Origin of the sequence: Anaerococcus obesiensis, assembly GCF_016599815.1 — a bacterium.
GTDB lineage: Bacteria > Bacillota > Clostridia > Tissierellales > Peptoniphilaceae > Anaerococcus > Anaerococcus vaginalis.
Map to the genome: position 1 here is coordinate 1,084,408 of NZ_CP067016.1, position 13,538 is coordinate 1,097,945.

Annotated in this window: 16 protein-coding genes; 13 read left to right on the forward strand and 3 right to left on the reverse strand. The window is 28.7% G+C overall.

Features of this window, described 5'->3' with window-relative positions; translation table 11 throughout:
• Positions 1–114: 114 nt before the first annotated feature.
• Both I6H46_RS05450 and I6H46_RS05455 read left to right on the forward strand, forming a co-directional pair.
• On the forward strand, positions 115–609 hold the full coding sequence (locus tag I6H46_RS05450; RefSeq protein WP_200225539.1) for a hypothetical protein: 495 nt from the start codon (positions 115–117) through the stop codon (positions 607–609).
• A gap of 17 nt (positions 610–626) precedes the next feature.
• A complete protein-coding gene (locus I6H46_RS05455) occupies positions 627–989 on the forward strand; it encodes a hypothetical protein (protein ID WP_200225541.1) in 363 nt (120 codons plus the stop codon).
• Positions 990–1,311: 322 nt separating this feature from the next.
• On the opposite strand, the gene I6H46_RS05460 is transcribed toward I6H46_RS05455, so the two are convergent.
• Positions 1,312–1,821: a nucleoside 2-deoxyribosyltransferase gene (locus I6H46_RS05460; protein ID WP_019118081.1), complete on the reverse strand. Its 510-nt coding sequence runs from the start codon at positions 1,819–1,821 to the stop codon at positions 1,312–1,314.
• A gap of 51 nt (positions 1,822–1,872) precedes the next feature.
• Positions 1,873–2,454 (reverse strand): DUF4230 domain-containing protein, encoded by a 582-nt coding sequence (locus tag I6H46_RS05465; protein WP_019118080.1) that lies wholly within the window; start codon positions 2,452–2,454, stop codon positions 1,873–1,875.
• A 309-nt stretch (positions 2,455–2,763) separates the two neighbouring features.
• Between I6H46_RS05465 and I6H46_RS05470 the strand changes: the two genes are divergently transcribed.
• The 8 genes from I6H46_RS05470 (at position 2,764) to I6H46_RS05505 (ending at position 10,349) form a co-directional block, all read left to right on the forward strand.
• Complete coding sequence (locus I6H46_RS05470) at positions 2,764–3,444, forward strand: phosphoribosylaminoimidazolesuccinocarboxamide synthase (protein WP_019118079.1); 681 nt, start codon at positions 2,764–2,766, stop codon at positions 3,442–3,444.
• 12 nt (positions 3,445–3,456) lie between these two features.
• Positions 3,457–3,939 carry a 5-(carboxyamino)imidazole ribonucleotide mutase gene (purE, locus tag I6H46_RS05475; protein ID WP_019118078.1) on the forward strand — a complete coding sequence of 161 codons (483 nt, stop codon included), beginning with the start codon at positions 3,457–3,459 and terminating at the stop codon, positions 3,937–3,939.
• Positions 3,936–5,219 (forward strand): amidophosphoribosyltransferase, encoded by a 1,284-nt coding sequence (locus tag I6H46_RS05480; RefSeq protein ID WP_019118077.1) that lies wholly within the window; start codon positions 3,936–3,938, stop codon positions 5,217–5,219. The genes purE and I6H46_RS05480 overlap by 4 nt, the downstream gene beginning before the upstream one ends.
• 1 nt (position 5,220) lies before the next feature.
• Positions 5,221–6,246 carry a phosphoribosylformylglycinamidine cyclo-ligase gene (purM, locus tag I6H46_RS05485; protein ID WP_019118076.1) on the forward strand — a complete coding sequence of 342 codons (1,026 nt, stop codon included), beginning with the start codon at positions 5,221–5,223 and terminating at the stop codon, positions 6,244–6,246.
• Entirely contained in the window at positions 6,218–6,835 is a 618-nt protein-coding gene (gene purN / locus I6H46_RS05490; RefSeq protein WP_019118075.1) for a phosphoribosylglycinamide formyltransferase, read from the forward strand. Before purM ends, purN begins: the two co-directional genes overlap by 29 nt.
• A gap of 9 nt (positions 6,836–6,844) precedes the next feature.
• Positions 6,845–8,089, forward strand: coding sequence for a phosphoribosylamine--glycine ligase (purD, locus tag I6H46_RS05495; protein ID WP_019118074.1), 1,245 nt, complete (start codon positions 6,845–6,847; stop codon positions 8,087–8,089).
• A 147-nt stretch (positions 8,090–8,236) separates the two neighbouring features.
• Positions 8,237–9,088, forward strand: a complete 852-nt coding sequence (locus I6H46_RS05500) for an SDR family oxidoreductase (protein WP_004838306.1) — start codon at positions 8,237–8,239, stop codon at positions 9,086–9,088.
• A complete protein-coding gene (locus tag I6H46_RS05505; protein WP_026074047.1) occupies positions 9,078–10,349 on the forward strand; it encodes a dicarboxylate/amino acid:cation symporter in 1,272 nt (423 codons plus the stop codon). The genes I6H46_RS05500 and I6H46_RS05505 overlap by 11 nt, the downstream gene beginning before the upstream one ends.
• 31 nt (positions 10,350–10,380) lie before the next feature.
• Here I6H46_RS05505 and I6H46_RS05510 read toward each other — a convergent pair whose 3' ends face one another.
• Positions 10,381–10,812 (reverse strand): Fur family transcriptional regulator, encoded by a 432-nt coding sequence (locus I6H46_RS05510; RefSeq protein ID WP_019118072.1) that lies wholly within the window; start codon positions 10,810–10,812, stop codon positions 10,381–10,383.
• Positions 10,813–10,905: 93 nt separating this feature from the next.
• Between I6H46_RS05510 and I6H46_RS05515 the strand changes: the two genes are divergently transcribed.
• The 3 genes from I6H46_RS05515 to I6H46_RS05525 are packed head-to-tail and all read left to right on the forward strand — an operon-like array spanning position 10,906 to position 13,471.
• Positions 10,906–12,018, forward strand: a complete 1,113-nt coding sequence (locus tag I6H46_RS05515; RefSeq protein ID WP_019118071.1) for a metal ABC transporter substrate-binding protein — start codon at positions 10,906–10,908, stop codon at positions 12,016–12,018.
• Positions 12,019–12,684: a metal ABC transporter ATP-binding protein gene (locus I6H46_RS05520; protein ID WP_026074046.1), complete on the forward strand. Its 666-nt coding sequence runs from the start codon at positions 12,019–12,021 to the stop codon at positions 12,682–12,684.
• Positions 12,677–13,471, forward strand: a complete 795-nt coding sequence (locus I6H46_RS05525; RefSeq protein ID WP_019118069.1) for a metal ABC transporter permease — start codon at positions 12,677–12,679, stop codon at positions 13,469–13,471. The genes I6H46_RS05520 and I6H46_RS05525 overlap by 8 nt, the downstream gene beginning before the upstream one ends.
• Positions 13,472–13,538 lie beyond the last annotated feature (67 nt).

Consider the following 13,538-nt stretch of genomic DNA (forward strand, 5'->3'; position numbering starts at 1 on the left):
AAATTTTCAAATTTTATTTTATGGATAAATATTTAAAATATTTGACAATATATATATATATATATAATGTTTAGTGAAAGAATATTTAAAAAAATAAATAAAAGGAGAAAATTTATGAACAAAAATAAGAAAATTATAAGCGCAAGCCTAGCCTTGGCACTAGGAGTAAGCTTATTAATTCCTAATGCAAAAGCAAATGAAGAAAAATCAGTAGAAAATGCCTTAAAAGAGCCAGTAAAAACAAGTGAAAATGTAAAAGCAGAAGAAAAATCAGCTGTAGTAAATGAAAAAATCACTATAAAGAAAGCTCCAGTAAATGAAAACGGAGAAGAAAAGCCAGATGACGAAACAGAAAAACCAGATGGCGAAACAGAAAAACCAGACGGCGAAACAGAAAAACCAGACGGCGAAACAGAAAAACCAGACGGCGAAACAGAAAAACCAGATGGCGAAACAGAAAAACCAGATGGCGAAACAGAAAAACCAGATGGCGAAACAGAAAACAAGAAGGCGACAAAGAAGAACCAAAAGACGAAACAGAAAAACCAGATGACAAAAAAGAAAATCCAGAAACTGATGAAGAAAAACCAAAAGACGAAAAGAAAGTAAAACCTAAAGAATTCAAAATGAGTGAAGTTTATAAAAATAAAGACTCTTTTGAAGTAATAAAAACTTGGATTATGTACTCTATTAGAGAGACACTTGGATTTGAACTAACACCCGAAAATGAAAAAAATTTAAAAGCAGAATTGGATAGAGTTGGAAAAGCAAAAAATTTAGAAGAGCTTATGGAAGCAACTAAACGAGATAAGGCATTTTTAGCAAAAGTATACTTATTTGCAAAAGATAAAATAACTTTTGATGAACTTTATAGTGATTTAGTAAAAATCATAGACGATATGGCAAATCAAAAACCACAAAATCCAAGCCAAAAAAATCCTAACAGAAAAAATAAAAAACAGGCACAACAAATACAGGCAATAAAGTAAATAATGCTGGAGAAAATGTACAAACAGGAGTTGGTAGCCTTTCAGCAATTTTGGGCTTATTAGGAGCATCAAGCCTAGGCTTATTTAAAAGCAAAAGAAAATAATAAAATTTAATATTTTAAAAAATTAAAAATTCAAAAATGAGTATCAAACTTGTCTTTGTGACTTGGTTTGATACTCATTTTTTTATCGAAATTATTGAATTTTAAATAAGAGCCTACTTTAAAGGAAAAATTAATTGATAATTTTTTTAGATCCTCAAATTTAAAGTATAAACTTTTAGCTCAAAAGTTTTGTGAAAATTAATAGTCAATTTGTAGTCTTATTTATTTTCTTTTATATACAAAATTAAATCTTCAATCAATTCTTCTTTTTTCTTATAAATTCTTGGTTTTTTGAATTTATTTCCATTTTTATCTACGTAAGAAAGTCCTGTTATGAGTTTGTTTATATATAAAAAATCATTTTGAAATATGTCTTTTTTCATTGGTGGAAATTTATCTTCTTTGTCATTTCCTCCAAGTCTTATATCTGTGTAGAGTTGAAAAATTTGAAGACCTTTTTCAAATGCAATTCCCATCTCTGCTGCAAGGCCTAAATCTTGTGTGTCCATCAATCCTACTAATATATCTGCATTTTTAAGTCTTTCGTAGTCTGCTAATAGTATATCGTAATTTGATGTAAAGCCTGCATCTTTATCATTTATTTCTAAATTTTGAGCGGGATTATAAATTTCTATATCTGAAAATTCATTTTGAAGTGCCTTTTGAATTTCTAGTGCTTGCCATCTTTGTCCTTCTGTAAATAAATCACAACCTAAATATATTTTCATATTACCACCTTTCATAAGTATATTATAGCACTAAAAAATAAGGGCGAACCCTTATTTAAATTGTATATTTATTGTATAATCTTCAAGACTATTGTCTATGTTGATTATATCTTTTATTGCTTTTTCACATTTTTTGTTGGCTTCTATCAAGATTCCTTTGTCTATTGCTCTTTTTTCTACTGATTTTTTTTGATTTTTGGCAAAGTCATTGTAGTCTTCAACTTTAATTGGATTAAAAATTGATGTTTTTTGGTCGAAAATTTTTAGGGAATCTTCGTAAATTTCGTGGGATAAAATTTTTGATTTTGGTAATTTTATATTTATTGTTTTTCCTGAAACCTTTACGTCCATTTTTTCAAGGTCTACTCCACAAGAAATCATTCCATCATAAGAAACTATAAATTTCTTTTGGGTAAATGGTATATCGTAGCCATAAAATTTATTTGAATTTTCAAATTGTCCCATATTTGTGTAGGAATATTTTAAACTTGTTAGCTCTTTTGCATTTTCTATTCTATTTTCTATTAATTTGTTGTCTATTTTATTTTCATTTTTTGAAGAAAAATAATTGAATGAAAACAATAAACAAACGGCTAAAAGAATTGCTATAATAATATTTTTTATTTTTGACATTTTTGCTCCTTTATTCATAATTAATATTATCTTATTATAAATATAATGAATTACAAGTCGTAAATGAAAAATATTAAAATTTATCAAAAAACTTTCTTGACAATTAAAATTTACCTTGGTATTATGAATTTGAACGAAGAATAGGCTCATTGAAATGGGCGAAAGTGTACCTAGGGATCTGTTTTTTTCAAGACCGAGCGGTACGGATATTTTTTAGTATTACACCAGAGGGACAAAAGCCCAGGAGGATAGGTTTCGTAGCCTGTCCTTCTGGGCTTATTTTTTGTAAAAATTTTTAAGGAGAAAAAAATGCATACAATCTACGAAGGTAAGACAAAAAATTTGGTTGAAAATGATGGAAAATATTTTTGTTTATTTAAGGATACTATGACTGGTACTGATGGAGTATTTGATACTGGTGGAAATCAAGTTGCTGGAGAAAAAGAAGGCGCTGGTCAAGAGTGTCTAAAAGTTTCTAAATTTTTCTTTGAAAAAATAAATGAGGCTGGTGTAAAAACTCATTATCTTGGAGCGGACCTTGATAAAAATCTTATGGAAATTGAAAAATGTACAGTTTTTGGAAAAGGTTTAGAAGTTATTACAAGATTTAAAGCAGTTGGATCTTTTATGAGAAGATATGGTCTTTATGCAAGTGAAGGACAAGATCTTGATGCTTATTCTGAAATTACTTTAAAAGATGATGACCGTGAAGATCCACTTATTACAGAAGACGCTTTAGTTGAATTAAATATTTTATCTCATGATGAATATAAAGAAATTATTAAAGAAAATAAAAAAGTTGCAAAACTTGTAAAGGATATCTTAGCAGAATATGGTCTTGATTTATACGATATAAAATTTGAATGGGGAAGACTTGCTTCAACTGGAGAAGTTGTTTTGATTGATGAAGTTTCTGGTGGAAATATGAGAGTTTATAAAGATGGAACTTATATTGAACCAATGGAATTGTCAAAATATTTAGGACTTTAATAAGGAGTTTATATGAAAGTATCTATAATCATGGGTTCTTTATCTGATAGCCCGATAGCTGATAAGGTTGTTTCAAAATTAAATGAATTTGGAATTGATTATGAAGTTAAGGTTATTTCTGCTCATAGAGCTTTAAAAAGTTTAGAAGAATATGTAGAAAAAAGCGAAAATGAAAGCGAAGTTTATATTGGAATTGCAGGAAAAGCTGCTCACTTATCTGGAGTTATTGCAGCGTTAACAACAAGACCTGTAATTGGAATTCCTGCAAAATCATCTCATCTTGGTGGACTTGAAGCTTTACTTTCTACAGTTGAAATGCCAAGTGGAGTTCCTGTTGCAACTGTTGCAATCGGAGGAGGAGAAAATGCTGCAATTTTGGCTACAGAAATTCTTGCAATAAAATATGATTCTTTAAGAGAAAAATTAAAGGATATGAGAATAAAAATGAAAGAAACTATAGATAATTCTGAATATGAATATAAGGCAAATAAATGAGTGGAATTGTAGGAATATTTTCAAAAAAGAAATATAAAAATGTTTTTCCCGAATTATACTCTGGCCTCTATGCAATCCAACATAGAGGTCAAGAGTCAATGGGAATATCACTTCTTGCTCATGAAAAATTATCAGAAATTAGAGGTAAGGGAGAAATTGCCAATAATATTAGCCTAGATAATATTTCAACTCTTGCAGGAAATGTTGGTCTTGGTTATGTAAAATATAGATTTGCTGAAGATGATAAATCTCTTATGCCTATGCCATGGTTATTTTATCCTGAAAATTCAAATTTTAAAAATTTGATTGCAATTGATGGAAAATTTCTTGATGAAACAAGTCCTGAAGATGTTGTAAATAAATTAAATTCAAATAATATAGATGAAATTATACAATTTATAAATAATTTAAAGGGAGCATATTCTATTATTCTCGTAAATGGAAATAGGATGATTGCGATTAGAGATCCTTATGGAATTAAAAATCTTTGCGTTGGTAAAAAAGAAGATTCTTATATAGTTGCAAGCGAATCTTGTGTGATTGAATCAATTGATGGGCAACTTTGTCACGAATTAAAACCAGGAGAAATTTATATAGTTGACGATAATGGAGAAGAATCCTATTTTGCAAAAGAGCTTTCTAATTCTCCTTGCATTTTTGATTTTGTTTATACTGCAAGACCTGACTCTTCAATAAATGGGGTTAGCGTCTATGATGCAAGAATTAAAATGGGAGAAATTCTTTACAAAGAACATCCTGTAGATGCAGATATAGTTGTTGGAAGTCCTGATAGTGGATTAATTTCAGCTGTTGGATTTTCGCGTGCATCAAATATAAAATACGAAAGAGCAATAGTAAGAAATAGATATATAAATAGAACATTTATTCTTCCAACAAATTCAATGAGAAAAAAAGGAATAAGAATAAAATTAAATCCAATAAAACATCTTATTGAAGGAAAAAGAGTTGTTCTTGTGGATGATTCTATTGTAAGAGGCAATACTATAAAAAGAGTAATAGAAATTTTGAGAGAATCAGGAGCAAAGGAAGTCCACATTAGGATTGCATCTCCTCAAGTGATAAAAGAAGAAACTTTTACTTTTGATGTGCCAGACAAAGATCATTTAATTAGCAACAACAGAAGTGTAGAAGAAGTTAGAAAAATTATAGGAGCAGATTCTTTGGGATTTATTTCCCTAGAAGGATTAAGACAAGCTTGTGGAAATAAAACATATTACGAAAATTGTTTTAATGGATATAACCCTTTAGAAAGGATATAAAATGCCAATAAATTATAAAGACGCTGGAGTTGATGTAGCTAACGGTCAAAAAGAAGTCGAACTTATAAAAAAATTAGTAGAAAAAACTCAATCAGAAAATGTTTTGAGCAAACTTGGAGGATTTTCTGGTCTATTTAGTTTGGAAAATTTAAATATAAAAAATCCAGTTTTGGTTTCAGGGACAGATGGAGTTGGAACTAAAGTTATGCTTGCTCAGATGATGGACAAGCACGATACAATTGGAATTGATTGCGTGGCAATGTGCATAAATGATATTCTTTGCCAAGGAGCAAAGCCCTTATTTTTTCTAGATTATATAGCATGTGGCAAACTTGTTCCAGAAAAAATGGAAAAAATTGTAAAAGGAGTAGCTGATGGCTGTCTTCAAGCTAATTCTTCTTTGATTGGCGGAGAAACTGCAGAAATGCCAGGTCTTTATAAGGAAAATGACTATGACCTTGCAGGATTTTGTGTGGGAATAGTTGATAAAGAAAAAATAATTACTGGACAAAAAATTAAAAAAGGCGATCATATTTTTGGTTTAAAATCTTCAGGAATTCATTCAAATGGATATTCTCTTGTAAGAAAAATTGTTTTAGAAAAAGAAAAATTATCTTTAGATGAAAAAATTGAAGGACTTGATACAAGTCTTGGAGAAGAATTATTAAAACCAACCAAAATTTATGTGAAAGAAATTTTAGATCTTCTTGAAAAAATTGAAATAAATGGCCTAAGCCATATTACTGGTGGTGGATTTTATGAAAATATTCCAAGAATGATTCCAGATGGACTTTGTGCAAAAATTGATGTGAGAAATATTCCTCTTCCAAAAATATTTTCACTATTAGAAAAATGGGGAGAGCTTGACAAAAAAGATATGTACGAAACCTTCAACATGGGCGTTGGACTTGTTTTTGCAGTCGATAAAAATGATATTGAAAAAGTTAAAGAAATAATTGATGAAGATGAGCTTTTAGATCTTGGAGAGGTTATAGAAAATGATGAAAAAATCGACCTCAAATTCTAAAAAAATTGCAGTTTTGATCTCAGGCTCAGGAACAAATCTTCAAGCTATAATTGATTCGTGCCAAAATAAAATTATTAATGGGAAAATATCTATAGTAATTTCAAATAAAGAAAATGCTTACGGGCTTACAAGAGCAAAAAATGCTTCAATTAAAACATTGGTTTGCAAAGATAATGATATTTTGCTCGATACTTTAATAAAAGAAAAAATCGATCTTGTTGTTCTTGCAGGCTACCTTAAAATTTTACCTCAAAAAATAATTGACAAGTTTGAGTCAAGAATTATTAATATCCACCCATCCCTTATACCATCATTTTGTGGGATGGGATTTTATGGAAGAAAGGTTCATGAAAAAGTCTATGAAAAAGGAGTGAAATTTACTGGAGCAAGTACTCATTTTGTTACAAAAGATGCAGATGATGGCCCAATAATTTATCAAGAAATTGTAAAAATTAATCAAGAAGATACAATCGATGATATAGCAAAAAATGTTTTGGAAAAAGAACACGAAATTTTGATAAAATCAGTAAAAGATTTTTGTGATGATTTATTTTACATAAAAAATAATAAGGTTTTCGTAAAAAAATAGGAGTTTTTGATGAAAGTTTTAATAATTGGAAATGGTGGAAGAGAACATGCACTTGCTTGGAAAATTTCACAATCAAAAAAAGTAGACCAAATATTTATGGCAAAAGGAAATGCTGGCACTAATTCTTTTTGCAAAAATATAAATATCGAACCAACAGATATAAAATCCTTGGTTGATTTTTCTAAAAAAGAAAAAATTGACCTTACAATTGTAGGACCAGAAGATCCTTTATGTATGGGAATTGTAGATGAATTTGAAAAAAATAATCTTAAAATATTTGGACCAAACAAAGAATGTGCAAAATTTGAAAAATCAAAAAAATTTACCAAAAATTTCCTAGAAAAATATAAGATACCAACAGCACAATATAAATCTTTTGAAAATTTTGACAATGCCTTAAATTCCCTAAAAGATTTTTCCTATCCTTTAGTTATAAAAGCTGATGGGCTTTGTCTTGGAAAAGGTGTTATAATTTGCGAAGATGAAAAAAAAGCTATAGAAAGTCTTGATGATATTTTTAATAAAAAAATATTTGGAGATGAGGGAAAAACTGTTGTAATCGAAGAATTTTTGAAAGGCGAAGAAGCTTCACTTTTGTGTTTGGTCTCAAACAATAAATTATTTCCGTTAGAAACTTGCAAAGACCACAAGCAAATTTATGATGGAAACAAGGGTCCAAATACTGGAGGAGTTGGAACATATTCTCCAAGTAAATTTTCACAAAAAACAGGGGAAAATATAGAAATAATTTTAAGGCAAATTGAAAAAGGACTTGATGATTCAAAACTTTCTTATAATGGAATTTTGTTTATTGGATTTATGATCGATGAAGATAAACCAAAAATATTAGAATTTAACGTAAGATTTGGAGATCCAGAAACAGAAACCCTAATGCCAAGACTTGAATCAGACCTTGTAGAAATTATAGAAAAAACTCTTGATAATAGTTTAAAGAAAGACGATATAAAATGGTCTAGTGATTATTCTCTATCATTAATTCTTGTTTCAGATGGTTATCCATTAAAATATGAAAAAAATAAAGAAATAAGTGGACTTGAAGATGTAAAAAATTCAATTATTTTTCATAATGGAACAAAATTAGAAGATGGAAAAATTTTAACAAATGGCGGACGAGTTCTTACAATAAACGCAAAAGCAAAAACTTTAGAACTTGCAAGAAAAATCGCCTATAATGATTGCGAAAAAATAAAATACGAAAATAAATATTATAGAAAAGATATTGGATTAAATTAGCTAGTTTAACTAGCTTTTTTTATTTGCTTAATTTATTTATTAATTTTTATGTAAGATAAAGAACAAACAAAAATGAAAAATAATTTGCAATATGTTATAATAAAACATATAATTGTTTTTTTAAAAAAAATATAGAAAGGAAAATTTATGAGAATTAATACAATTTGGATTACAGGAGCTCATGGAAGACTTGGATCGACTCTTGTAAGATATTTAGATCCTTTGGAAGCTGAAATAATTGCAACTGACAAAGATGAAGTTGATATTACAAAACAAGAAGAAGTAAATTTGTTTGTAGATAGAAATAGACCAAAAATAATTATCAATTGTTCGGGCATTACCAATAGATTAAAATGCGAAAATGATCCTGATAAAGCATATTTGTTAAATGCTTTGGGAGCAAAAAATATTGCCATTGCGTCAAATAGGGTTAGAGCAAAACTTGTTCAGTTATCTACAGCAGATGTTTTTGATGGACAAACAATTCATCCATACAAAGAAATTGATAAGGCAAATCCAAATACAGTTTATGGAAAAAGTAAATTTTTGGGGGAAGAATTTGTAAAAAATTTTGCTGATAGATATTTTATAGTTAGGGTTTCAAGACTTTATTCAAAAGAAAATAATTTGGTTGAATCAATTATTGAACAAGCAAAAAATGGTATTGTTAAAGTGCCAAAATCAAGATATGGTTCTCCAACATCAGCCTATGAGCTTTCAAAATTTTTGATTTCAATAATGGGAACTAATGCTTATGGAATTTATCATGCTTCATGTGAGGGGACTTGTTCCTTTAGAGCTTTTGCTCAAAAAATTATTGATATTACAAAAATTGATGCAAAGGTAGAAGAAGTTAGAGATTCTGATAGAATTGATTTTGAACCAGCCTTTAGGGGAATAGATAATTATTTTTTAAATCTTTTGGACAAAAATACTTTTTCAACTTGGGAAGATGCCTTAAAAGATTACCTGAGAAGGGAGTATGGTTATGAAAGCTAAATCTAATAAAAAATTAGGCTTAACTTCTAAAATTTTTATTGCCCTAATTTGTGGAATGATTCTTGGAATTGTAATGCATTATTTTGTTCCAAAAGGTCATATTAAAGATGACATTATAATTGATGGAATTTTTTATTTATTAGGTCAAATGTTTATAAGAGCTATGCAAATGCTAGTTGTTCCATTGGTATTTTTTTCAATAGCTGATGGCTGCAGAAATATGGGAGATACAAAAACTCTTGGAAAAGTTGGAATAAGAATTGTATTATTTTATCTTTTGACAACAGCCCTTGCAATAATTATTGCTCTTTCTTTGGCGTCAATTATAAATCCTGGAAAAGGAATGAATATGAAGTTGGGTTCAAATGAATTTAATATGGATGCTGGAGAAAAAACTTCAATGAAAGATACGCTTTTAAATATGATTCCAACAAATCCTATTGAAGCTTTGGCAAAAGGCGATATGCTACAAATAATTATTTTTGCAGTTATAGTTGGACTTTTGATTGCAGGAATGGAAGATAGGATGGAAACTTTGGGAAATATAATTACAGAAATGAATGATTTGATGATGAGTATGACAATGGCTGTAATGAAACTTGCACCAATTGGAGTATTTTTCTTAATAGCAAGAACATTTTCAAATCTTGGTTACGATGTAATTTTGTCTATGCTTTCATATATGATTTCTGTAATTTTGGGACTTGCTTTCCAACTTCTGATAGTTTATATGCTGCTTTTGACGATATTTGTAAGAGTAAATCCATTTGCTTTTCTAAAAAAATATTTTCCAGTTATGACTTTTGCATTTTCAACCGCATCATCAAATGCGACAGTTCCATTAAATATTCAAACTCTAGAAGATATTGGAGTTGATAAAAAAATTTCTTCATTTACAATTCCTTTGGGAGCGACAATAAATATGGATGGAACTGCAATAATGCAAGGAGTAGCTGTAGTATTTATTGCTAATGCTTATGGAATTGATTTAACGTTGAATGATTATTTAACTGTAATATTAACAGCAACAATTGCCTCCGTTGGTACAGCAGGAATTCCATCAGTAGGACTTGTTACTTTGTCAATGGTCTTGTCATCAGTTGGACTTCCAGTAGAAGGAATTGCTATGATAATGGGAATAGATAGAATTTTGGATATGGCAAGAACAGCAATAAACACAACAGGAGATGCATCTGGAACAATTATAGTTGCAAATTCTGTAAATGCATTTAATAAAGAAAAATTTAATAAAAGAGTTTAAAATAAAAAAAGTTGGTAAAGAATTTTCTTTATCAACTTTTTTGTTTATTTAATTTTTTTTGACACTGTGGGCAAATTCCTGTAAATTCAAAACTGTGTCCTTTAATTACAAAGCCAGTATCTTTTTCTATCTCTTCTTCAATTTCATGGATTGGGCAATTTTCTATTATAAATTTTTTATTACAAGAAATACACCTTATAAAATGTTTGTGATTGTTAGAATTTAATTGAAAATAAGAAATGCCATCTGTATTTGTATTTTTTAAAAGGAGATTTATCTCTTCCAAGGTATTTAAATTTCTATAAATTGTTGAAAGATCCATATTGATATTCTCTTCTTTTAAATTTTCTAAAATTTCTTCTGCAGAAATTGGATCATCATTTTCAATTATCTTTTCTAAAATTATTTTTCTTTTTTCAGTAACACGAATCTTATTTTGCTTTAGTAAATCTTCTGCTTTCACAATCTCACCTCTATAAATATATTACCATATTGACAAAAAATGAAACAGCTATATAATATTCTTTGCAAATGATTTGCAATAAAAGGGGGAAAAATGAAAAAGAAAATATTAGCAATGATTTTGGTTTTCGGAATTTTTGTTACAGGATGTGCAAAAAATAATGAAAAATCAAATATAAATTCAAATAATTCAAATCAAACAAGTCAAAGTGAAAATAAAGATAAAGAAACAATTTATGCTTCTTTTTATCCAATTTATAATTTAACAAAACAAATTGCAGGAGATAAATTTAATGTAAAATCTTTTACAAATTTAAATACAGAAGTTCATGATTTTGAACCATCTGCAAAAGATATGGCAGATTTGTCAAAGGCAAAAGTATTATTTTTAAATGGAGCAGGGCTTGAATCTTGGCAAGAAAAAATATCAGAATCTTCAAAAGTTGAAATTGTGGATACTTCTAAAGGAATTAATTTAATAGAAAATACGCATGAAGATGAAAAAGAACATGATAAAAAACGTGAAGATAGACCTAAATCTTGTTGTGATGCTCCTCATTATCACGAATCTTTAGATGAAGATGAAAAAGAGGACAAAGATAATCATGAAGATAATGAAAAACATGAAGATAGCGAAAAAGAAGAACACGAACATGAAGATGGAGAAGAACACCACCATCATGGAGCATATGATCCTCACGTTTGGTTATCTCCAAAAAATGGAATAATTCAAGCAAAAAATATAGCAGAAAAACTTTCAGAAATTGATCCGGAAAATAAAGATTATTATGAGAAAAATTTTGAAAAAATAAAAAAAGAGCTTGAAGAAATTGATAAAGAATATGAAAAAAAATTAGAAAATAAAGAAAATAAAAAATTCTTAGTAGACCACGAGGCATTTTCTTATCTTGCTCGTGATTATGGTTTAATTCAAGTTCCGCTTACATCAATAACTTCAACAAGTGAAACTGATGCAAAAACTATGAAAAATGCAATTGATTATGTAAAAAAAGAAAAAATTACTGCAATTTTTTATGAAAAAGGCGAGTCTGATAAAAATGTAAAGACTTTGGCAGATGAATTATCTCTTGACGCAAAAGCTATAAATACTATAGAATATGCAAGTGATGATGATTTAAAAAATGAAAAAACTTATCAAGAATTGATAAGAGAAAATTTTGAAATAATGGAAAGTAGTTTAAAATAAATTAAAGATATAGAAGTTAAAGATGTAGTCTTTTCTTATGGCAAGGATGAAGTATTAAACAAAGTTAGTTTTGATTTGAATAAGGGCGATTTTTTGACTATTCAAGGAGAAAATGGCTCTGGCAAATCAACTCTAATAAAATTAATTTTAAAGGATTTGAAAAAAGATTCGGGAGAGATTAAATTATTTGGGATAAATATAGAAGATTTTAATGCTTATTCAAAAATTGGCTATGTACCACAAGTAAATGATTTAAACAAACTTGCCTTTCCAGTAACGGGAGAAGAATTTGTAATTTTAAATTTGTATAAGAAATTTAATATTTTTAACAGACCAAGCAAAAAATGTTATCAAAAGGTTCGTGATATTTTTGAAATTTTAAATATAAAAAATCTTTTGCATATTCCTTTCAATCAACTTTCAGGAGGGCAGGCTCAAAAAGTTATGATAGCAAGGGCAATGGTAAATAATCCAGAGGTTTTGCTTTTGGATGAGCCAACAGTTGGCGTTGATGAAAAATCAAAAAGAGACTTTCTTAAACTTCTAGCTCACTTAAATGATAAACACAAAATTTCAATTTTGATGATAAGTCATGAAATGGATGTTGTTAGAGAATTTTCTAAAAGAGAAATAAGGATAAAAAATGGAAGGATAGTTGATGCTTAGTTATGAATTTATGCAAAGGGCAATTTTAGTTGGGCTTATGCTTGCAATAATAATTCCTATGATTGGAATTGTTATGGTAAACAGGAGAACTTCTATGATTGGAGATGCCTTATCTCACACAGCTCTTTCTGGAGTTGCTCTAGGTTTAATTATTGGAATAAATCCTGTTTTTACTTCAATAATAATTTGTATTGTTGCAAGTTTTGCAATTGAAATAATTAGGAAAAAATTTAAAAGTTTTGGCGATATGGCAACGGCTATCATTATGAGTCTTGGAATTGGACTTGCAGGAATTTTGTCAGATTTCACACCGGGTGGCACAAGTTTTGAATCATTTTTATTTGGTTCAATAACAAGTGTTACGAGTGATGATGTAATTATTGTAAGTGTAATTTTCATTCTTGTTCTATTTTTTAGCCTTTATTTATATTATCCGCTTTTGTATAATTCAATTAGCCCTTTGATGGCAAATCTTGCTGGAATTAATTCAAAATTAATTTCTAGCATTTTTACATTTTTGACAGCTATTACCGTGGCAATTTCTACAAAAACTGTGGGAGCTTTGATGATTTCGTCATTAATGGTTTTGCCAGTTGCAAGTGGGCTTTTGATTTCAAAATCTTATAAAGAAACTTTTATAAAATCAATTATAATCGCAATAATTTATATGATGGCAGGAATTAGTGCAAGTTTTTATCTTGGAATAAAACCAGGTGGTGCCATAGTGGTTATTGCAGTTTTTGGAATGATAATTTCTCTAATAATTCAAAAAATTTTAAAAAGATAGGTTCGCCTGTCTTTTTTTTGTGGAAATTTTCTATGATATAATTAATTTAGAATGAAAAATAGAAAGG